The following is a 20,436-nucleotide window of genomic DNA, read 5'->3' on the forward strand; positions in this document are numbered from 1 at the left end:
GTGGCTCCCGTAGCCCGGATGGAGTGCAGCGCAATCCGGGACCGGTCCCGCATTCCGCTTCGGTTCATGCGGGCTACGGCCTGATCAAAACGGACGAAACAAAAAGGGCGGCCTCTCGGCCGCCCTTCGTGTTTCTGACGTGGCTTGAGCGATCACTCGCCGGCTGCTTCGCGCGGAGCCTTCTCGCCCTCGCCGCCCTTGCCTTCGAGGTCTTCGCCGGTGGTCTGGTCGACCACCTTCATCGACAGGCGGGTCTTGCCGCGATCGTCGAAGCCGAGCAGCTTGACCTTGACCTTGTCGCCTTCCTTGACGACGTCGGAGGTCTTCTGCACGCGGTTGGCGGCGAGCTGGCTGATGTGAACGAGGCCGTCCTTCGAACCGAAGAAGTTCACGAAGGCGCCGAACTCCATCACCTTGACGACGGTGCCGTCATAGATCTGGCCGACTTCCGGATCGGACGCGATCGACTTGATCCACTTGATCGCGGCCTTCATCGCCTCGCCGTCGCTGGAGGCGACCTTCACGGTGCCGTCGTCCTCGATGTTGACCTTGGCGCCGGTCTTCTCGACGATTTCGCGGATCACCTTGCCGCCGGTGCCGATCACTTCGCGGATCTTGTCGGTGGCGATCTTGAAGGTCTCGATGCGCGGCGCGTATTCGCCGAGCTCGGCGCGGGCGTTGGTGAGCGCCTTGGCCATCTCGCCGAGGATGTGGATGCGACCTTCCTTGGCCTGGCCGAGAGCGACCTTCATGATCTCCTCGGTGATGCCCTCGATCTTGATATCCATCTGGAGCGAGGTGATGCCGGCTTCGGTACCGGCGACCTTGAAGTCCATGTCGCCGAGATGGTCCTCGTCGCCGAGGATGTCGGAGAGAACCGCGAAGCGCTTGTCTTCGAGGATCAGGCCCATCGCGATGCCCGCGGTCGGCCGCTTCAACGGCACGCCGGCGTCCATCAGCGCGAGCGAGGCGCCGCAGACCGATGCCATCGACGAGGAGCCGTTGGATTCGGTGATCTCCGAGACGACGCGCACGGTGTAGGGGAACTCGTGATGCGGCGGCAGCACCGGGTGGATCGCGCGCCAGGCGAGCTTGCCGTGGCCGATCTCGCGGCGCTTGGTGCCGCCGAGGCGGCCGGTCTCACCGACCGAGAAGGGCGGGAAGTTATAGTGCAGCAGGAACGTCTCCTTGTACGTTCCCGACAGCGCGTCGATATACTGCTCGTCCTCGCCGGTGCCGAGCGTGGTCACGACCATCGCCTGGGTCTCGCCGCGGGTGAACAGCGCCGAGCCGTGGGCGCGGGGCAGCACGCCGACTTCGGCGACGATGTTGCGCACGGTCTTGACGTCACGGCCGTCGATGCGCTTGCCGGTATCGAGGATGTTCCAGCGAACGATCTTCGCCTCGAGCTCCTTGAACACGGCGGCGACGCGCAGCTTGTCGTATTTCGGCTCCTGCCCTTCGGGGAAGTAGTGGGCGATCACCTTCTCCTTGACCTTGCCGACCGCGGCGTAGCGATCCTGCTTCACCGGAATGGCGTAGGCGGCGCGCAGCTCCGCCTCGACGAGGCCGAGCATTTCCTTCTCGAGCGCGGCGTTGTCGATCACGGTGACTTCGCGCGGCTCCTTGGCGGCCTTCTCGGCGAGCTCGATGATCGCGTTGATCACAGGCTGGAAGTGGCGATGACCGAACATCACGGCGCCGAGCATGATGTCTTCGTTCAGCTCCTTGGCCTCCGATTCCACCATCAGCACGGCATCCGCGGTGCCGGCGACGACCAGGTCGAGCTGGGTGTCGACCATCTCGTCGAGCGTCGGGTTGAGGATGAACTCGTCATTGGCGAAGCCGACGCGGGCGGCGCCGATCGGGCCCTTGAACGGCGCGCCTGATAGCGTCAGCGCGGCCGAGGAGGCCACGAGAGCGACGATGTCGGGATCGTTCTCCATGTCGTGCGACAGCACGGTGGCGATCACCTGGGTCTCGTTGCGCCAGCCGTCGACGAACAGCGGACGGATCGGACGGTCGATCAGGCGGGAGACCAGCGTCTCCTTCTCGGTCGGACGGCCCTCGCGCTTGAAATAGCCGCCGGGAATGCGGCCAGCTGCGTAGGTCTTTTCCTGGTAGTCGACGGTCAGCGGCAGGAAATCGACGCCTTCACGCGGCGCTTTCGCCGCGACGACGGTGGCGAGCACCACGGTCTCGCCATAGGTGGCGACGACGGCGCCGTCGGCCTGGCGTGCGATCTTGCCGGTTTCGAGCTTGAGAGGGCGTCCGCCCCAGTCGATCTCGACTGAATGCTTATTGAACATAGAGGTCTTCTTTCATGGGTTCTCGAAAGAAGGGACGGCTCGAAAAACAAAAACCATGTCAAGATTGCAGGACGCTGATCGGAGCGGGCGATCAGCGTCCTGCGATCCTGCCATGGTTTTTGGATGTCGGATGGCGTCCATCCTTTCGGGTCATACGGGCACCTTGCCCGTTGCGCCCAGCCGCCGGATTGCTGCTGGACTGTCAGTCGGCACGTTCGCGAACACCGAACCTTTGGTCTTCGCTGCTCATGCCCCCGGATGCGAAACATCGCTCACACCGGACTTACGCGTGAGCCTCGATCAAAAACCCTGCAATAAGCGCTTTCGCTCGAAATCACGCGCAAAAACGCGCGCCAGTGGCGCGCGCAAGAACTCTTAGCGACGAATGTTGTGCTTCTCGAGCAGCGCCTTGTACCGCGCCTCGTCCTTCTTCTTCAGATAGTCGAGGAGAGAGCGGCGGGTCGAGACCAGCTTCAAGAGACCACGACGCGAATGGTTGTCCTTCACGTGGGTCTTGAAATGGTTGGTCAGGTTGTTGATGCGTTCCGACAGGATCGCGACCTGAACCTCGGGCGAACCGGTATCACCGGCCTTGGTGGCATTCGTCTTGATGACTTCCGCTTTGCGTTCTGCGGCAATCGACATCGTCAATTTCTCTCGTTGCGACCGGTTGAGGCAGTCAAGCCGGTCAGGTTGAACACACGCTTGGGGATGATTTCGCCATTGCCAACTTCAGCAAGCGCCAAAAGACGGCCTGCCACCGTGACATAGACTGTGCCGCTACTTGTGGGCGCATCCCGTCCGCGCAACAAAACGGCCTGGCCCCGATGGAGCCTTGCCGCATCAGCCCGAGTGACGGCCAGTGCCGGGATGTCGTCCAGCGCGGTCTCAACGGGCATCAGCGCGTCGGCGAGGCTTCCCTCGCCGGACGCGGCTCTATCGCACAAAGCCTCCAGCTGATCCAGCGGAATCATGTCATTTTCGCTGAATGGGCCGACCAGGGTCCGCCGCAGCGCGCAAATATGACCGAAAGTACCGAGAATCCGGCCCATATCGCGGGCGAGTGCCCGGACATAGGTTCCCTTGCCGCACTCGGCCTCGAACACGGCCCGGTCATTATCTGGTTGATCTACAAGGATTAAATGGTGAATCTCGACCGGGCGGGGAGCCAGCTCCACGACCTCGCCGTCGCGGGCGAGGTCATAGGCCCGCTCGCCCTGGACCTTGATCGCGGAATAGCGAGGTGGAACCTGCTCGATGACTCCCGTGAAACGGGGCAGCAGGGCTTCAATCGCCTCCCGGGTCGGGCGCTGGTCGGACGTGGCGGTGACCTGGCCTTCGATATCGTCGGTGTCGCGCTCCTCGCCCCAGCACACGGTGAAGCGGTAGCGCTTGCGGCCATCCATGACGAAGGGAACCGTCTTGGTGGCTTCACCCAGCGCGATCGGCAGTCCGCCGGAGGCGAGCGGATCGAGCGTGCCGGCATGACCGGCGCGCTTTGCGTTGAACAGGCGCTTGAGCACGGCAACGGCCTGCGTCGAGGTCATGCCGATCGGCTTGTCGAGCACGACCCAGCCGTGCACATCGCGACGATCGCGGCGCACCTGATTGCCCTTCTGCTTGTTCGCACGCGGATCGTTGTTGACGCGACGCGCCTCCCGATGCGGCTCTCCATTGCCGCCGATATCCGCAAAACTATTTTGCTGCGCCTCGCGCGCATCGACCTCATCGCTGCCGATCGCGCCGTGTGCGGGGTTCATCATCATTGTTCTTCTTCCCGATCCGAATCCGGGTTCTGATCCGGATTCTTGTCCAAGTCCTTCTGCACCGCAGGTGTTCGCAAAAGCTTCTCGATCCGTTCCGCTTCGTCGAATCGTTCGTCGACGCGGAAGCGAATGTCAGGTGCAAATTTCAGGTTAACGCGCCGCGCGACTTCGCCGCGCAGGAATTTCTTGTTGCGATCGAGCGCAGTGATGACGAGCTCGGTGTCGCGGCCACCGAGCGGCATCACGTAGATTGTCGCGAGCTTCAAATCGGGCGACATCCGCACCTCCGGCACGGTGATGATGTGGCCTTCGAGGTCCGCATCATGCACGCTGCCTTGCGCCAGAATATCGGCTATCGCGTGGCGAACCTGCTCGCCGACGCGCAGCTGACGCTGCGAGCCGCCGGGCGCGGAACTCTTTTTCTGATGATGCCGTGGCATGGTCGAAAATCACCTCAACGTGCCCGCGTTTGGGACACGAGCATTGTCATTTGTCCTGTTGAAACGAATGGAGCGTGGATGGCCGGAAAAAATCCGGCCATCGCACTCCCGCAATTTCAGCTCAAAAAGATCCGGGCGCTTCGGTAAGATTTGGACTTACAGGGAGCGCTGGATCGTCTCCACGCGATAACACTCGATCACGTCACCGGCACGCATGTCGTGATAGTTCTCGAAGGCCATGCCGCATTCCTGGCCGGCCTGGACTTCCTTCACCTCGTCCTTGAAGCGCTTCAGCGTCGACAGCTTGCCTTCGTGCACGACGACGTTGTCGCGGATCAGGCGCACATTGGCGCCGCGTTCCACGGTGCCGTCGGTGACGCGGCAGCCGGCAACCTTGCCGACCTTGGAGATGTTGAAGATCTCCAGGATCTCGGCATTGCCCAGCATAGTTTCGCGCAAGGTCGGCGCGAGCAGGCCGCTCATCGCCTTCTTCACGTCGTCCACGAGGTCGTAGATGATGTTGTAGTAGCGGATCTCGATGCCGTTGCGCTTGGCGGCGGCAGCGGCTTCCTTGTTCGCACGAACCGAGAAGCCGATGATCGCGGCGTTGAAGCCCTCCGCGAGCGTCACGTCGGATTCCGAGATGCCGCCGACGCCGGCATGCAGGATGCGGGCTGCGACTTCGTCGGTACCCAGCTTCTCCAGCGAGCCGAGGATCGCTTCCAGCGAGCCCTGCACGTCGGCCTTGACGATCAGCGGGAATTCCTTGCGGCCCGCCGTCTTCAACTGCGACATCATCTGCTCGAGCGAGCCGCGCATGCCCGAGATCGAGGCCGCCGCGTTCTCGCGCTTCTGGTGCGCGCGGTAGCTGGTGATCTGGCGGGCGCGGGCTTCGTTCTCGACGACCGCGAGACGGTCGCCGGCTTCCGGCGGACCGTTGAAGCCGAGCACCTCGACCGGCACCGACGGGCCGGCCTCGTCCACGGTCTCGCCCTGATCCGAGATCAGCGCACGGACGCGGCCCATCTCGGCGCCGGCGACGATGATGTCACCGACACGCAGCGTGCCGCGCTGGACCAGCACGGTTGCAACCGGACCACGGCCGCGATCGAGCTTGGCCTCGATCACGGTGCCTTCGGCCGGACGCTCCGAATTGGTCTTCAGATCGAGGATTTCGGCCTGGAGCGCGATCATCTCGAGCAGCTTGTCGAGATTGGTCTTGTTCTTGGCGGAGACTTCGACGTCGACGACTTCGCCGCCGAAGGATTCCACCTGCACCTCGTGCTGGAGCAGCTCGGTGCGGACGCGCTCGGGCTTGGCATCGGGCTTGTCGATCTTGTTGATGGCAACAATGATCGGCACGCGGGCGGCCTTGGCGTGATTGATGGCTTCGATCGTCTGCGGCATGACGCCGTCATCGGCCGCGACCACCAGCACGACGATGTCGGTGACCTTGGCGCCGCGGGCGCGCATCGCGGTGAACGCGGCGTGGCCGGGCGTGTCGATGAAGGTGATCTTCTTGCCGCTTTCGGGCGACAGCACCTGATAGGCGCCGATATGCTGGGTGATGCCGCCGGCTTCGCCCGACACCACGTTGGCATGGCGGAGCGCGTCGAGCAGCGAGGTCTTGCCGTGGTCGACGTGGCCCATCACGGTCACGACGGGCGAACGCGTCTCGGTATCGGTGGAATCATCGACCTGGTCGAACAGACCCTCTTCAACGTCCGACGCGGCGACGCGCTTGACGGTGTGGCCGAGCTCTTCGGCGATCAGCTGCGCGGTGTCGGCGTCGATCACGTCGGTGATCTTGTGCATCGCGCCCTGCTTCATCAGCATGCGGATGACGTCGACCGCGCGTTCGGACATGCGGTTGGCGAGTTCCTGGATGGTGATCGCTTCCGGAATCGTCACTTCGCGAATGAGCTTTTCCTTCGGCTCGTTCGAGGCATGGCCCTTCAGGCGCTGGGTGCGGCGGCGGAACGAGGCGATCGAGCGCTCGCGCACGTCGTCCGCGTTGAGAGCGGTCACGACGGTCAGACGGCCGCGCTCCTTCTGCGGGCCGGGCTTGTGCGTGGTCTTCGGGGCCGCGGCAGGACGCGCGGCGCCGCCGGGACCGCGGCGGATCTGGCGCGGACCATCGTCCTCGTCCGGACCGGCCGCAACGGCGGGCGTGCGACCGACAGGGCCGCCCGGCCGTGACGTGGTGGTTGCCGGGCGAGCGGTGGTCGTCGCTCCCGGACGCGTCGTGGTCGGCGCGGGGCGCGGGGCGGTGGCCGCCGGGGCCGAAGCTGCGGCGGCGGGACGCGCGCCGGCTGCCGGCTGCTCGCCTTCGCCAAAACGCTTCTTGGCTTCGGTCTCGGCCTTGCGCTTGGCTTCGTCCTCGTGACGGTGACGCTCTTCCTCGGCCTTGCGGCGGGATTCGGCGGCTTCGCGCTCGGCGCGTTCGGCGGCCTCGCGGACGGCGCGGCGCTGGGCCTCTTCCTCGGCCTGGCGGCGCTCTTCGATTTCGCGAACCTTGGCGTCAGCGAGCGCGCTGGCGCGAGCCGAACGTTCGTCCTCGGTCAAGGTACGCAGCACGACGCCGGAGCCGGCGTTGCGCGGCGGCACCGGGCGTGACGGGGCGGGCGTGGGCGCAGCCGGCGCCGGCTTTGCAACAACCGTGGGGGCCTGCGGCTCAGGGGTGCCGTCGATGCGGCGCTTGCCGCGCTTCTCGACCACGACCTGCTTGCTGCGGCCATGGCTGAAGCTCTGGCGCACAGTGCCCGTTTCGACGCGCGGCTTGAGCGATAGCGTCTTGCTCGGAACGCTCAGCTTCTTGTCGTCAGGGGTCTTGGTATCAACCATTCAGCAGTCCTAATCCTGATTTATTCAGTGTTGTGCGTTTCCGCACCGTCCTATCGGGTCGTCGTTGTCTCTCAGAAATCCTGGCCGGGCTTTTCGGCAGTCTTGTCAGCGTCCGCCATCCGGTATCGGACCAGCATCTGGCTACGTGAAAGGAATGACTTGCTCGCCGGGCCCGCGAGCAGGGCAGCATGTATCACATTTGACCGGGTCAGTGCCAAATCCAATTCTACCGATTTCAGGGCGGTGATGACGGGAATCTGCGGCTTGGTACCGCGATTTCCGGCATTTTGCCGTGCCAGCATGTCCAATTTGCGGATTCCGTCCGCGGCCCCGTCGCTGGCGTGGATCAGGACCTCGACCGTGCCTTCCCTGAGGGCGCTCTCGACCTTGCCGAATCCGGTGACGATCTGGCCCGCCTTGGCGGCAATCCCAAGGGCTTCGGTCACGCTCCGGACCAGGAGCGCCTCGATGTCGGCGGGAAGCGTCTGGGGAGTGCGCAGCTCGCGCTTGAAGGCTTTGCTAAATTGGTGACGCCGCACGGCTTCCGCAACCACCTGGCGCGAGGCGGTCACCCACATGCCGCGTCCAGGCAGCTTGCGCTTGAGATCGGGAACTATATCGCCGGCAGGCGATACGACAAAGCGGATCAGCTCATCGATCGGCCGGACCTCGCGGCTGACCGCGCACATGCGCATGGTCGCGGACCTTTCGGCCCGCGGTCCATGGTCAAGTTCGCTGTCAACGCTGGCAAGCATCCGGGCGACATTCTCCTTGGCCCTTAAGCCGGCTGATCTTCGGCCGCGTCAGCCTCTTCGGCCGGCTTGGCGAGGTCAGCCTCGGTGATCCAGCCAGCCTTGACGCGGGCCTGCATGATCATGGCTTCCGCCTCGTCACGCGAGATGCCGAGGCCGTCGAGCGCGCCGGCGAACTTGGTCTGTTCGCCGCCTTCCTTGCGCTCGGTCCAGCCGACCAGATCGTCGGTGGCGCAGCCGGCGAGGTCCTCGACTGTCTTGATGTCGTTCTCGCCGAACTTCACCAGCATCTTCGAGGTCACGCCGGGCACGTCCTTCACGGCGTCCTCGACGCCGAGCTCCTTGCGCCTGGCCTCGATCTCGGCTTCCTGCTGATCGAGATATTCACGGGCACGGCTCTGTAGCTCCTGCGCGGTTTCCTCGTCGAAACCCTCGATGCTGGCGAGTTCCTTGAGGTCCACCATCGCGAGTTCCTCGACCGAGGTGAAGCCTTCGGACGCCAGCAGCTGGCCGACCACCTCGTCGACATTGAGCGATTCCATGAAGACACGGGTGGAGTTCTCGAAGTCGGCCTGGCGGCGCTCCGATTCCTCCTGCTCGGTCAGGATGTCGATGTCCCAGCCGGTGAGCTGCGAGGCCAGGCGCACGTTCTGGCCGCGGCGGCCGATCGCCAGCGAGAGCTGGTTGTTGGTATCGGGCACCACGACCTCGATGCGCTCGCGGTCTTCGTCGATCACGACCTTGGACACTTCGGCCGGCGCCAGCGCGTTGACCACGAAGGTCGCGATGTCGGGCGACCACGGAATGATGTCGATCTTCTCGCCCTGCAATTCGTTCACCACGGCCTGCACGCGCGAGCCGCGCATGCCGACGCAGGCGCCGACCGGATCGACCGAGGAATCGCGGGAAATCACGCCGATTTTCGCGCGCGAGCCGGGGTCGCGGGCGACCGCCTTGATCTCGACGATGCCGTCATAGATTTCAGGCACTTCCTGCGCGAACAGCTTCGCCATGAACTGCGGATGGGTGCGGGACAGGAAGATCTGCGGTCCGCGGGTCTCGCGACGGACGTCGAAGATATAGGCGCGGACGCGGTCGCCGTTGCGGAACACTTCGCGCGGCAGCATCTCGTCGCGGCGGATGATGGCTTCACCGCGGCCGAGATCGACGATCACGCTGCCATATTCGACGCGCTTGACGACGCCGTTGACGATGTCGCCGATGCGGTCCTTGAATTCCTGATATTGCCGGTCGCGCTCGGCCTCGCGCACCTTCTGCACGATCACCTGCTTGGCCGATTGCGCGGCGATGCGGCCATATTCCAGCGGCGGCAGCGTGTCTGCGATGGTGTCGCCGACCTGGGCGCCCGGATTGGCGCGCTGCGCGTCGATCAGCGAGATCTGGTTGGAGTGGTTTTCGACCTTGTCGACCACCAGCATGTGGCGCGACAGCCGCAGCTCGCCCTTCTTCGGGTCGATCTCGGCGTGAACGTCAGTCTCGCTGCCGTAACGGGCGCGCGCCGCCTTGGCGATGGCATCTTCCATTGCCGCGATGACGATGCCGCGATCGATCGATTTCTCGCGGGCGACGGCGTCGGCGATCTGGAGCAATTCAAGTCGATTGGCGCTGACTGCCATGGCTAGTCTCCTTCGTCAGGCTCGATCTCGCCGCGCCGCGCGCGTTCGGCGGCAAGGCGATGTTTCTTGGTATTGGTCGGTGCCGGCTTCTTTTTCGGCTTGGTGTTCTTGGTGATTTTTGCACTGATCTCGGCGTGGGGTGCTTGCGGCGGCTCCAGACCGAGATCGCGGCGCATCTTGCGCTCCTCGGCCTTGCCGCGGCGCATCGATTCGGCGATCAGCTCATCGGTCAGCACCAGCCGTGCCTCACCGATATCTTCCATGGTCAGCAGCACGTCGGCGTCGTCGCCCGCCTTGGCGTCGTCGCGACGCAGGTGCACGCGGTCGCCTTCGACGGCACCGAGAATGCCGCGGAACCGCTTGCGGCCCTCATGGGCGACGGCCATCTCGACCTTCACCAGATGGCCGGAATAGCGTTCGAAATCGGAGCGGCGCACCAGCGGCCGATCGATCCCCGGCGAGGAGATCTCCAGCCGATAGGCGCGGTCGATGGGGTCGGCGACATCGAGCACCGGCGACAGCGCCCGCGAAATCGCCTCGCAATCCTCGAGCTGCATCGAACCATCAGGCCGTTCGGCCATGATCTGCACGGTGCAGCCGGCCTCGCCCGAAATACGGATCCGCACCAGGCGGTAGCCCATGCCTTCGAGCACCGGCGCCGCGACCGCAGACACCCGTGCCGCCACGCCCGGCTCGACCACGAGCCTCGGCTCGGCCAGCAACTCGGCATCGGTGGAACCAGTGGTCGGTCCGGTCATATCAGGGGTCAAGGCGCTCGATGGTTAACGCTTGGCTAAGAGGACAAAGCCCGCTTCGGAACTTTCCCGACAGCGTCGGGCCGCAATCTTCTACCGAGCCGCGTTCAGGTAATAAAAAAGAGCGGGTCCTTTCGGGCCCACTCTCACTACGCGGATCGTATGAGAAGATGAATTGGCGCTGATATAGCCCTTTCCGCTCCCCCGGACAAGGCCCATCGCAGGCGGATGTAGCTTTTTGCGCCTCTGGCCGTCGCCCCTTGGCGCCCCTGGGGAGTGCCGACCGGCGCCCCTGGGAGCAACGCTTCTTTCACGAAGGGGGCCTAGATTCCGCAATCGTGGAGCGGCTTGAGCTATGGCGCGCCCACGGCGTGCCAGATTCGAGTTTGCGTTCCATGACCGTTGCCACGTCGCTCATTCCCGGACTGGACGATATCGTCAAACGCGGTGATCCCCGGCGTCGTGGCGAGATCGCGAGCGCTATCTCCGCGCTGTTCTTCCGGGACGCTTCAAATCTCCGTCCCGAGCTGGTCGATCTCTTTGACAATCTCCTGATCGACCTCGTCCCGCATGCCGAGCTTGCCGCGCGGGTCGATCTCGCCGAGCGCTTCTCACGGCTGGACAATGCGCCGCCTCATCTGGTCGGCCAGCTTGCGCGTGAAAACGAGATCATGGTGGCGGGTCCTGTGCTGCGCCGCTCGCCCGTGCTCGATGAAGCCGCGCTTGTCGAGATCGCCCGGCTGAAAGGCCAGGGCCATCTGCTGGCGATAACGGAGCGGCCGACCTTGTCGACCGAGATCACCGACGTGCTGGTCCAGCGCGGCGATCGCGACGTGGTGCGCCGCGCCGCCGGCAACGCCGGGGCGCATTTCTCGCCGGGCGGCTATTCGGAGCTGATCAAGCGTGCGAGCCAGGACGGCGTGCTGACGCTCAAGATCGGCCAACGCGAGGATCTTTCGGGCGAGCACCTCAAGGAGCTTCTGGACGGCACGCTCGACGTCATCAGGCGTCGCCTTTCCACGGTGGTCAATCCGACGCGTCAGGTCGAGATCAACCGCGCGATGGCGGCGATCGAGGAGGCTTCGCTGCCGCCCGGGCCGCGACGAGATTTCTCGGACGCGCAACGCACGGTGCTCGGTCTGCATCGCGGCGGCCATCTCGGCGAGAGCGCGCTGCTCGGCTTCGCCAAGGCGCACAAATACGAGGAATCGGTTGCCACGCTCTCGGCGATGTCAGGCGTCAGGCTGGCGATGCTCGATCGCCTGCTCGCGGGCGACCGCTACGATCCGATTCTGGTCATCGGCCGTGTGCTGAATCTGGGCTGGCCGACGGTGCGCGCGCTGATCCTGATGTGGTACGGGCCGCATCGCACCCCTGGTGATGCCGATCTCGAGCAGGCGCGCCTGAACTTCGCCCGCCTGATGCCATCGACCGCCGAGCGCGTCGTGAATTTCTGGCGCAACCGGCAGACGATCTGAGATTCTCTCGTCTGTCATTCCGGGGCGCGCGAAAGCGCGAACCCGGAATCTCGAGGTTCCGGGTTCGATGCTTCGCATCGCCCCGGAACGACAATCAGCTTCTTCTGAACCGCAAATACGCCGCCTTGCGTCCCTCGCGCGCGGCTTTTCGTCCATAGCGCGTCATGGTGTAGCCGACCCAGGGCTGACGGAAATCATCGGCGCGCTCGGCGAGCCATGTGAAATCCGACGCGCGCGACAGATGCGACAGCGTCCAGGCGCAGTAATCGTCGATGTCGCAGACGAAGCGGAATTCACCGCCCGCCTTCAGCACGCGCGCCATCGCAGCGATGGTCCTGTCCTGCACGAAGCGTCGCTTCCAGTGCCGTCGTTTCGGCCAGGGATCGGGATGGATCAGGTCGATCCGCGACAGCGAGGAATCGGGCAGCCAGGCCAGCAGCTCGGCGGCATCGCCGGCGAACAGGCGGATGTTGCGGATGTTGGCCGCTTCGATCTGCGCCAGGATCTTGGCCATGCCGTTGACGTAAGGCTCGCAGCCGATGAAGCCGGTGGTCGGAAAGTTTTGCGCTTCCGCGGCGAGATGTTCGCCGCCGCCGAAGCCGATCTCGAGCCGCACATCCTCGGCCGCGGGATCGAAGATCTCGTTCGCGTTCGCCGGTCTTCCCGCCGTGATGTCGAGCGACAGATGCGGCAGCAGATGATCGACCAGATCGGCCTGGTGCTGCCTGAGCTTGTGACCCTTGCGCCGTCCGAAGAAGGCGCGCTCGCCGTCGGCACGATCGGGGTCTGACTTGCGTTCGCTCATCGCAGCGTCTGGTACAGGCGATAGAGCAGGCGGGCGCGCGGTTCGAGCGATGAGACGTAGAGCTGCTCATAATGGGTGTGCGCGCCCTTGCCGTCGACGCCGAGACCGTCGAGCGTGCCGGTGTAAGGCGCGGTGAAATTGCCGTCCGAGCCGCCGCCGGTGTGGGTATCGACGAGCTCGAAACCAAGTTCGGCGGCCACCGTCTTGGCATGCTCATACAGCGAGGCGCCGGCATTGCCCTTCTCGTAAGGCGGACGGTTGAGCTCGCCGGTGACGGTCACGGTCACGCCTGGTGTCTGCGAGGTCAGTCCGAGGATCTTGCCGACGAACTCGTCCGCGTCGTTGGTACCAGGCACGCGCAGATCGACTTCGGCATAGGCTTCTTCCGGCGTGACGTTGGGGCGGGTGCCGCCGCGCACCACGCCGACATTGACGGTGACGCCGCGCGTCAGATCGTTCATCCCTTCCAGCGTCTGGATGACGTTGGCGAGCTCACGCACCGCGCTGCGACCGTCTTCGGGCCGCGAGCCGGCATGCGCGGGCACGCCCTTGATGAACACCTGGAAGCGCCCGACGCCCTTGCGTCCGGTGACGATCTTGCCGCCGTCGCGCGCCGGCTCCGTCACCAGCACGTATTTGGCCTTGCGCCCCTCGTTCTCAATCAGCGCGCGTGAGGTCGGGCTTCCGATCTCCTCGTCGGAGGTGAACAGATGGGTGATGCCGAGCGGTGGACGGGTGGGTGCAGCGCACAGCTCGCGAAAGGCGTGATAGGCGATGTAGGCGCCGCCCTTCATGTCGTAGATGCCGGGACCGAACGCGCTGTCGCCTTCGACCTTGAACGGCAGCCGCGCGATGAAGCCCATGGGATGAACGGTATCAAGATGACTAAGCACCAGGATACCGGGTCGGTCCTGGCCCCAGGTCGAACGCACCGCAAGATGATCGCCGCAGCCATCGACACCGGCGATGCGTTCGAGCGTGACGGGCAGATCGCGATAATGATCGGCAACCATCGAGGTCAGCTTGTTGACCTGCTCGGGCACTTCCGTCGGCGTCTCGATCTCCACCCAGCGGCGGATACCGGCGAGGATAGTTTGGGAATCGAATGAATTGGAGCTCGCCATGGACGTATCTGTGCCTTTGAATCGCATCATTTAAGCGGAGGCAGCGCGAGGCGCGGTCCGCAAATGACGACATAGGCCAGATTTGGCGCAGTCTCAAATCGGAATGAAAAAGCGCCTCAGCGCTTGTCCGGGCCTTCGCGGGCGGCGATCTGCTCGACCAGATCGACGATCGAACGGCGCAGCTTCGAATCGGTGATTCGGGTGAACGCCTTGGTCAAAGCGAGCCCTTCCGATGTCGCGAGGAAGTCCGAGACATAAGAGGGCGACGCGCCTTCGGCGAAGCCGTCGGGGCCGGCGACGCCGCTCGGTCCGCCTTCGAACAGGAACGATACCGGCACCTGCAGAATCTCTGCAATTTGCTGGATGCGGCTCGCGCCGACCCTGTTGGTGCCCTTCTCGTATTTCTGGATCTGCTGGAATGTCAGGCCCAAAGCTTCACCGAGCTTTTCCTGACTCATGCCCAACATGATGCGGCGCATGCGCACGCGACTGCCGACATATTTGTCAACAGGGTTGGGCGCTTTCGACATTTCCTCAGCCCTCCAAACACCACCGTCGGCGCAATGAACGATTGCCTCAGGTGACAGCGACGTCAAAACTTCACTCTGATTGGGGAAACATTGCGGAGAAATTTAGCAATGCACCGCTGTCTTTTGCAGACGGTGCAGAATGGGGAGCCCGTGTGCAGTCTGTCAACCGTGGGACTACGGTTGTCAAAGGATTCCGGCCACCTCGCCGGACATCGCAAGCCGCGGTAATCAGGGGCGCCGTTTGGCAACGCGCCGCCGCACCGCCAAAATCACAGCCAGTGCGACGAGCATGGCTGCGGGGATGTCACCGACTCTCGCATAGATCGTGGGCGGGATTGCGGTCGGCAGATTTGCGTCCAAAATGCCTTCGATGCCGAGGCCGAGGCTGGCCACCGTCCGTCCCACCGGATCGATCACGGCCGAGATGCCGGTATTGGCCGAGCGGACCAGCGGCAGTCCAAGCTCAATGGCGCGCATCCGCGCCTGCTCCAGATGCTGGTACGGACCGGTCGAAATGCCGAACCAGCCGTCATTGGTGAGGTTCACCATCCAGCCCGGGCGCTCGTCGCGCGTGCCGATCTCGTCGGGGAAGATGGCCTCGTAGCAGATCAGTGGCAATGCGGGCGGTGCGCTCGGCACCGGTAGCATGTGCCGCACCGTACCGGGAATGAAGCCGCCGCGCATGCGCGTCAGTTGCTCGAAGCCGAGCTTCTCCATGATGCCCTGGTACGGAAGATATTCGCCGAACGGCACCAGGTGCAGCTTGTCGTAGACGGCGAGCACACTGCCGTCGTGGTCGATCACATAGATCGAATTGTAGGCCCGCGTGATCGGCGTGCCCGGTGGCAGATCGGGCGCGCGGACCGAGCCGGTGATCAGCACCGTGCCCTTGGGCAGCAGCGCGGCGATCTCAGCCATCGCGTCGGCTTCGCGGGTCAGGAAGAACGGAAAGGCTGATTCCGGCCAGATCAGGATTGTGGCCGCGCTCACGCCGCTCGATTGCGGTCCGGAGGCGCGGTCCGACAGCGCCAGATATTTCTTCATCACCGCCGCCTTGGCGGAGTAGTTGAATTTCAGGTCCTGCTGCAGGTTGGGCTGCATCAGGCGCAGCTTGGCGCCCGCAACCATCGTGGTCGGATGCAGCGACAGGCGGATCGCCCCGAAAATGCCCATGACGACCAGCAGCGCGAGCGCCGCAGCCGGCACGCGCCATGCCGGCTTGCGATCGCGCGTGCGGTCGATCAGCACCGCCGGGCTTGCGAAGATCGCGACCGTGAGGAAGGTCATGCCCCACTGGCCGATCAGCGAGGCCGTCTGTGCCAGCGCCAGCGGCTCCGACAGCGCATAGCCGAACGCGTTCCAGGGAAAACCCGTGAGCGCGTGCCCGCGCAGCCATTCGCCAATGGTGAGGCTTGCGGCGAGCGCGAGAATGCGGGTGGCGTCCTTGGTCCAGAGCAGGCGGGCCAGCGCGAAGCCGATCGCCGTGAAGACGGAGAGATAGGCCGGCAATCCCAGCACGGCGAACGGCGTCAGCCAGGCGAACACGTCGGCGTCGACGAAGAAGGCGTAGCCGATCCAGTAGAGGCCAGGGACGAAATAGCCGAGCCCGAACCAATAGCCGGTCAGCGCCGCGGCGGGGACGCCGCCGTAACGTCCGGCACCCGCGCCGTCGATCAGCCAGACCATCACCGGGAAGGTGATGAACAGCACCGGAAAGACGTTGAATGGCGCCAGCGCCAGCACCGAGAACGCGCCGCACGCCATCGCGAGGAACGCGCGCTTCCATCCCCAGGTCAGGATGATGGCAAGCGCAATCTGCCGGAAACGCTGGAACGCGCTCACTGCGGGCCGGTCCCGTCGGCAGGCGGCGGGGTCGGGGTGTCACTGGCCGGCGGCTGGCCGCTGTCGGGTGCGGCCTCGCGGCGGCTTCGCTCGCGCTGGGTGCGCGGTGTGGGGCGTTCTTTCCGGGTCGAGATGCGCAGCCGCTTGACGCGGCGCGGATCGGCATCGAGCACCTCGACCTCGTAATGGCCGGGACCGGAGATCACCTCGCCGCGCACCGGCAGGCGCCCGACGAAGCTGACGAGATAGCCGCCCAGCGTCTCGACTTCCTCGCCGGCCTCGCCGGTGACGAAGTCCTCGCCGATGACGGTGCGGACATCCTTCAGGCTGGCGCGGGCGTCGGCGATGAAGGCGTTGTCGGGCAGCCGCACGATCGACGGCGGCTCGTCGCTGTCATGCTCGTCGTCGATCTCGCCGACGATCTGCTCGACAATGTCCTCGAGCGAAACCAGCCCGTCGCTGCCGCCATATTCGTCGACGACGAGGGCCAGGTGAATGCGCGTCGCCTGCATCTGCGCCAAAAGGTCGATCGCGCGCATCGACGGCGGCACGTAGAGCAGCTTGCGGATGATGCGCGCATCCTGCAGCGGCAGCGCGAGGTCCACGGCCTTCAGGTCGAGCCCGGCCGGCAGCGGCTTCTTGCGTTTGGTCTTGGTGGCCTCCGAGACGCGCGCCCGCGCGGTCATGAAGGCGAGCAGATCGCGGATGTGGACGATGCCGACGGGATCGTCGAGCGTCTCGTTGTAGACGACGAGGCGCGAATGGCCCGCCCTCTCGAACCGATCCATCAATTCGCCGAGCGGAATGTCGCGCTTCACAGCGATGATGTCGGCACGATGCACCATGACGTCGGCGATGCGGCGCTCGTGCAGGCCGAGGATGTTGCGCAGCATGGTGCGCTCGACCGCGGAGAAGCCGGTGTCATCGGGCGTCGATGCGTCCAGCACCACCTGGAGATCGTCACGCACCGAGCCGGCTTTCCAGCCGAACAGCGTGCGGATGGCCCGCAAAAGCCAGCCCTCCGCGGTCGGGCGCATGACCTCGCCCGGCGTCACGACGGCCGGCAGATTGGCCGTGTTGCGCGGATTGTCGTGAATAGGCTCTGAGTCCGGCATATCAGTGCGTCCCCGCGCGGTCTGCATAGGGATCGGGGATGCCGAGATGAGCCAGGATCTCGGTCTCGAGTGCTTCCATTTCTTCCGCGTCGTCGTCGTTCTCGTGATCGTAGCCGATCAGGTGCAGGAAACCATGCACCGCGAGATGACTCAAATGATGGTCGAACGGCTTGTGTTCCTCGTCCGCCTCGCGCCGCATGGTCTCAAAGGCGATCGCGATGTCGCCGAGCATGCGCGGCGCATCGCCCGGCTTCCATTCGCCCTCGGGCTGCAGCGCGGGAAACGACAGCACGTTGGTCGGCTTGTCGATGCCGCGCCAGTTGCTGTTGAGCGTGCGGATGCCGGCATCATCGGTCAGCATCACCGCCACTTCCGCGTCCGCGACGTCTTCGTCGACGGATCCGGCGGCCGCCGCAACGGCGCGCTGGATCACGGCTTCGGCGTCAGGCTCGCTTTGCCAGCAATCGGCGACGACGAGGACCTCGGTGATGGGAAGGTTGGGATGTGACATGGCTCTGTTCGGAACGATAAGGCGTTGTGTCAACGCCCGCCTGGTCCCGCTGTTGTCTCGTCAGGATTTGTTGCCGGCGGGCGGCCGCTGCGCCGAGCCTTCATAGGCGGCGACGATTCGTGCCACGAGCTCGTGGCGGATCACGTCCTCGGCCTTGAAATGAACTTGCGCGATGCCTTCGACGCCATCGAGCAGGCGCGTCGCCTCGGCGAGTCCCGAAGTCTGGCCGTTCGGCAGATCGATCTGCGAGGGATCGCCGGTGACGATCATGCGGCTGTTCTCGCCAAGACGGGTGAGGAACATCTTCATCTGCATCGACGTGGTGTTCTGGGCTTCGTCGAGGATGATCGCGGCATTGGTCAGCGTGCGACCGCGCATGAAGGCGAGCGGTGCGATCTCGATCTCGCCGGTCTGCAGCGCGCGCTCGACGATGCGCGCGTCCATCAGGTCGTAGAGGGCGTCGTAGATCGGGCGCAGATACGGATCGACCTTCTCGCGGAGATCGCCGGGCAAAAAGCCGAGCCGCTCGCCGGCTTCCACCGCCGGGCGCGACAGGATGATCTTGTCGACCTCCTTGCGCTCGAACAATTGCGCGGCATGGGCGACCGCGAGCCAGGTCTTGCCGGTACCGGCGGGGCCGATGCCGAACACGAGTTCATGACGCTTCAGCGCGCGGATGTAGGAGTCTTGCGCCGCCGTGCGGGCGCGCACCGGGCGCTTGCGCAAGTTGATGCTGTCGAAGGTCGACTTGGCCGACTTCGCGTCAAACTCGAACAGCGAGCCTTGCGCGATCACGGCGCGGATTGCGCCTTCGACTTCGCCCTGGTCGACGTCCTGGCCTTTCACCGCGTGGGCATAAAGAGTCTCCAGCACGCGGCGCGCCGCGTCGCAGCCGTCGCGGGTGCCGCCGATGGTGATGTGGTTGCCTTTGGAATCCACGACGACGCCGAGCCGGCGCTCGATCTGCGCCAGATTCTGGCCGTAGGGGCCGACCAGCGCGGATGCGGCGCGGTTGTCGTCGAAGTCGATGACGACCTGGGTCTCGGGCGGAACTTGCATGTCGCGGTCAAATTTGCGGCTGGGAGCGATAGCAGACGAATCCGATGCGCTTTTTGGCAAGGGTTCAGGCTCCAGTGGCGATGGATGATAAAGCGGGCTCGCGCGCATGGCGTGGCGCGGCGAGCTCGCCGAGGAAACTGTAGCGCTCGAGGCTGTCGATCCTGACCGGCAGGATTTTTCCGATGATGTCAGGCGAGGCCATCACATGCGCGGGCTGCAGGAAGGCGGTGCGGCCGACGATCTGGCCGTCCTTGCGCGCCGGACGTTCGAACAGCACGTCGACCGTTGAGCCAATCGCAGCCTTGTTGAAGGCCGATTGCTGGCTGTCGATCAAGTTCTGGAGCCGCTCCAATCGCTGGTCCATCTCGGCGGGGGACACCGTCTCCTGCATGTCCGCGGCCGGCGTTCCCGGCCGGGCGGAGTATTTGAACGAATACGCCGCAGCGTAGCCGATTTGCGTGACAAGCGCGAGGGTCGCGAGAAAATCTTGCTCGGTCTCGCCGGGAAAGCCGACGATGAAATCTGATGAAAAAGCAATGTCTTGGCGCGCGGTGCGGAAACGATCGACGACGCGCCGATAATCATCGGCGGTATGTTTCCGGTTCATGGCGGCAAGAATCCGGTCCGAGCCCGACTGCACCGGAAGATGCACGAACGGCATCAGGGCGTCGAGATCGCGATGGGCTTCAATCAGACCGTCATCGACGTCGCGGGGATGGCTGGTCGAATAGCGCAGCCGCGCGATGCCGGGAATCGTCGCCAGATGTTCGAGTAGCCGGCCGAGCCCCCAGGTTTTTCCGTCAGGCCCCTCGCCGTGATAGGCGTTGACATTCTGCCCGATCAGCGTGAGCTCGCGCACGCCATTGTCGGCAAGTCGCTTCACATCGTCGACGATCTTCGCCACCGGGCGCGAGACCTCCGAGCCCCGCGTGTAGGGCACCACGCAGAACGTGCAAAACTTGTCGCAGCCTTCCTGCACCGTGACGAAAGCGGAAATGCCGCGCGCGCGGATCGCATCGGGTTTTGGCGGGGTCAGGAAGCCGAACTTGTCGGCGGCGGGAAACTCGGTCTCGATCGCGCGGCCTTCATGGCCGGCGCGCTTCAGGAGGTCGGGCAGATGATGATAGCTCTGCGGTCCGACCACGACGTCGACAACGGGCGCGCGGCGCACGATCTCTTCGCCTTCGGCCTGCGCGACGCAGCCGGCCACCGCGATCTGCATGGCGCGGCCCTCGCGCGCCGCTTCGTCCTTGGCGACGCGCAGGCGGCCGAGCTCGGAATAGACCTTTTCGGAGGCCTTCTCTCGGATATGGCAGGTGTTGAGGATGACAAGGTCGGCGTCCTCGGCACGGGCTGTCTCCACGAATCCTTCCGGAGCCAGGGTGTCCACCATGCGCTGGGCATCGTAGACATTCATCTGGCAGCCATATGATTTGATGTGCAGCTTGCGCGGCGGCGTCATGGAACCC

At 64.7% G+C, this 20,436-nt stretch carries 18 protein-coding genes; 2 read left to right on the plus strand and 16 right to left on the minus strand.

All coding sequences use genetic code 11. From position 1 onward, the window contains the following. Positions 1–152: 152 nt before the first annotated feature. The 4 genes from pnp to rbfA form a co-directional block, all read right to left on the minus strand. Entirely contained in the window at positions 153–2,309 is a 2,157-nt protein-coding gene (pnp, locus tag XH80_RS21760; RefSeq protein ID WP_271600332.1) for a polyribonucleotide nucleotidyltransferase, read from the minus strand. Between the two features lie 375 nt (positions 2,310–2,684). After that, positions 2,685–2,954, minus strand: a complete 270-nt coding sequence (rpsO, locus tag XH80_RS21765) for a 30S ribosomal protein S15 (RefSeq protein ID WP_008540131.1) — start codon at positions 2,952–2,954, stop codon at positions 2,685–2,687. A gap of 2 nt (positions 2,955–2,956) precedes the next feature. After that, positions 2,957–4,075 (minus strand): tRNA pseudouridine(55) synthase TruB, encoded by a 1,119-nt coding sequence (truB, locus tag XH80_RS21770; protein WP_271600333.1) that lies wholly within the window; start codon positions 4,073–4,075, stop codon positions 2,957–2,959. Continuing rightward, complete coding sequence (gene rbfA / locus XH80_RS21775; RefSeq protein ID WP_271600380.1) at positions 4,072–4,461, minus strand: 30S ribosome-binding factor RbfA; 390 nt, start codon at positions 4,459–4,461, stop codon at positions 4,072–4,074. Before rbfA ends, truB begins: the two co-directional genes overlap by 4 nt. On the opposite strand from rbfA, the gene XH80_RS21780 reads away from it, so the two are divergent. Then, on the plus strand, positions 4,378–4,662 hold the full coding sequence (locus tag XH80_RS21780) for a hypothetical protein (protein ID WP_271600382.1): 285 nt from the start codon (positions 4,378–4,380) through the stop codon (positions 4,660–4,662). The two genes, rbfA and XH80_RS21780, sit on opposite strands and share 84 nt — an antisense overlap. A 9-nt stretch (positions 4,663–4,671) precedes the next feature. Here the strand turns inward: XH80_RS21780 and infB are convergent, their stop codons facing one another. The 4 genes from infB to rimP form a co-directional block, all read right to left on the minus strand. Then, positions 4,672–7,359, minus strand: coding sequence for a translation initiation factor IF-2 (gene infB, locus XH80_RS21785; protein WP_220004209.1), 2,688 nt, complete (start codon positions 7,357–7,359; stop codon positions 4,672–4,674). A 71-nt stretch (positions 7,360–7,430) separates the two neighbouring features. Continuing rightward, the gene (locus XH80_RS21790; RefSeq protein WP_271600334.1) at positions 7,431–8,114 is read right to left on the minus strand and encodes an RNA-binding protein; all 684 of its coding nucleotides are present in this window, start codon (positions 8,112–8,114) and stop codon (positions 7,431–7,433) included. 23 nt (positions 8,115–8,137) lie between these two features. Further along, positions 8,138–9,748: a transcription termination factor NusA gene (nusA, locus tag XH80_RS21795; RefSeq protein ID WP_271600335.1), complete on the minus strand. Its 1,611-nt coding sequence runs from the start codon at positions 9,746–9,748 to the stop codon at positions 8,138–8,140. A 2-nt stretch (positions 9,749–9,750) separates the two neighbouring features. Then, positions 9,751–10,506, minus strand: a complete 756-nt coding sequence (gene rimP, locus XH80_RS21800; protein ID WP_271600336.1) for a ribosome maturation factor RimP — start codon at positions 10,504–10,506, stop codon at positions 9,751–9,753. Positions 10,507–10,898: 392 nt separating this feature from the next. Between rimP and XH80_RS21805 the strand changes: the two genes are divergently transcribed. Then, the gene (locus XH80_RS21805) at positions 10,899–11,981 is read left to right on the plus strand and encodes a DUF2336 domain-containing protein (RefSeq protein ID WP_271600337.1); all 1,083 of its coding nucleotides are present in this window, start codon (positions 10,899–10,901) and stop codon (positions 11,979–11,981) included. 94 nt (positions 11,982–12,075) lie between these two features. On the opposite strand, the gene trmB is transcribed toward XH80_RS21805, so the two are convergent. The 8 genes from trmB to miaB all read right to left on the minus strand — a co-directional run bounded on the left by trmB (position 12,076) and on the right by miaB (position 20,429). Next, positions 12,076–12,786 carry a tRNA (guanosine(46)-N7)-methyltransferase TrmB gene (trmB, locus tag XH80_RS21810; protein WP_271600338.1) on the minus strand — a complete coding sequence of 237 codons (711 nt, stop codon included), beginning with the start codon at positions 12,784–12,786 and terminating at the stop codon, positions 12,076–12,078. Then, positions 12,783–13,940, minus strand: coding sequence for a M20 family metallopeptidase (locus XH80_RS21815; protein ID WP_271600339.1), 1,158 nt, complete (start codon positions 13,938–13,940; stop codon positions 12,783–12,785). The genes trmB and XH80_RS21815 overlap by 4 nt, the downstream gene beginning before the upstream one ends. Positions 13,941–14,026: 86 nt before the next feature. Further along, complete coding sequence (locus XH80_RS21820) at positions 14,027–14,440, minus strand: helix-turn-helix domain-containing protein (RefSeq protein WP_057746952.1); 414 nt, start codon at positions 14,438–14,440, stop codon at positions 14,027–14,029. 228 nt (positions 14,441–14,668) lie between these two features. Further along, complete coding sequence (gene lnt, locus XH80_RS21825; protein WP_271600340.1) at positions 14,669–16,282, minus strand: apolipoprotein N-acyltransferase; 1,614 nt, start codon at positions 16,280–16,282, stop codon at positions 14,669–14,671. Next, on the minus strand, positions 16,279–17,397 hold the full coding sequence (locus XH80_RS21830) for a hemolysin family protein (protein ID WP_271600341.1): 1,119 nt from the start codon (positions 17,395–17,397) through the stop codon (positions 16,279–16,281). The genes lnt and XH80_RS21830 overlap by 4 nt, the downstream gene beginning before the upstream one ends. Before the next feature lies 1 nt (position 17,398). Continuing rightward, a complete protein-coding gene (gene ybeY, locus XH80_RS21835) occupies positions 17,399–17,908 on the minus strand; it encodes an rRNA maturation RNase YbeY (protein ID WP_271600342.1) in 510 nt (169 codons plus the stop codon). A gap of 60 nt (positions 17,909–17,968) precedes the next feature. After that, positions 17,969–18,967: a PhoH family protein gene (locus XH80_RS21840; protein WP_271600343.1), complete on the minus strand. Its 999-nt coding sequence runs from the start codon at positions 18,965–18,967 to the stop codon at positions 17,969–17,971. Between the two features lie 64 nt (positions 18,968–19,031). Then, complete coding sequence (gene miaB, locus XH80_RS21845; RefSeq protein ID WP_271600344.1) at positions 19,032–20,429, minus strand: tRNA (N6-isopentenyl adenosine(37)-C2)-methylthiotransferase MiaB; 1,398 nt, start codon at positions 20,427–20,429, stop codon at positions 19,032–19,034. Positions 20,430–20,436 lie beyond the last annotated feature (7 nt).

This window comes from Bradyrhizobium sp. CCBAU 45384, from assembly GCF_028128665.1.
In the GTDB taxonomy this organism is placed as follows: Bacteria; Pseudomonadota; Alphaproteobacteria; order Rhizobiales; family Xanthobacteraceae; genus Bradyrhizobium; species Bradyrhizobium manausense.

Bases quoted from the DNA above. Each gene is read 5' to 3' on its own strand.
- XH80_RS21805 (WP_271600337.1), top strand. From the start codon at position 10,899: ATGACCGTTGCCACGTCGCTCATTCCCGGACTGGACGATATCGTCAAA.
- pnp (WP_271600332.1), bottom strand. From the start codon at position 2,309: ATGTTCAATAAGCATTCAGTCGAGATCGACTGGGGCGGACGCCCTCTC.
- nusA (WP_271600335.1), bottom strand. From the start codon at position 9,748: ATGGCAGTCAGCGCCAATCGACTTGAATTGCTCCAGATCGCCGACGCC.
- XH80_RS21830 (WP_271600341.1), bottom strand. From the start codon at position 17,397: ATGCCGGACTCAGAGCCTATTCACGACAATCCGCGCAACACGGCCAAT.
- rpsO (WP_008540131.1), bottom strand. From the start codon at position 2,954: ATGTCGATTGCCGCAGAACGCAAAGCGGAAGTCATCAAGACGAATGCC.
- XH80_RS21820 (WP_057746952.1), bottom strand. From the start codon at position 14,440: ATGTCGAAAGCGCCCAACCCTGTTGACAAATATGTCGGCAGTCGCGTG.
- XH80_RS21790 (WP_271600334.1), bottom strand. From the start codon at position 8,114: ATGCTTGCCAGCGTTGACAGCGAACTTGACCATGGACCGCGGGCCGAA.
- XH80_RS21840 (WP_271600343.1), bottom strand. From the start codon at position 18,967: ATGCAAGTTCCGCCCGAGACCCAGGTCGTCATCGACTTCGACGACAAC.
- trmB (WP_271600338.1), bottom strand. From the start codon at position 12,786: ATGAGCGAACGCAAGTCAGACCCCGATCGTGCCGACGGCGAGCGCGCC.
- XH80_RS21815 (WP_271600339.1), bottom strand. From the start codon at position 13,940: ATGATGCGATTCAAAGGCACAGATACGTCCATGGCGAGCTCCAATTCA.
- infB (WP_220004209.1), bottom strand. From the start codon at position 7,359: ATGGTTGATACCAAGACCCCTGACGACAAGAAGCTGAGCGTTCCGAGC.
- ybeY (WP_271600342.1), bottom strand. From the start codon at position 17,908: ATGTCACATCCCAACCTTCCCATCACCGAGGTCCTCGTCGTCGCCGAT.
- truB (WP_271600333.1), bottom strand. From the start codon at position 4,075: ATGATGATGAACCCCGCACACGGCGCGATCGGCAGCGATGAGGTCGAT.
- miaB (WP_271600344.1), bottom strand. From the start codon at position 20,429: ATGACGCCGCCGCGCAAGCTGCACATCAAATCATATGGCTGCCAGATG.
- rimP (WP_271600336.1), bottom strand. From the start codon at position 10,506: ATGACCGGACCGACCACTGGTTCCACCGATGCCGAGTTGCTGGCCGAG.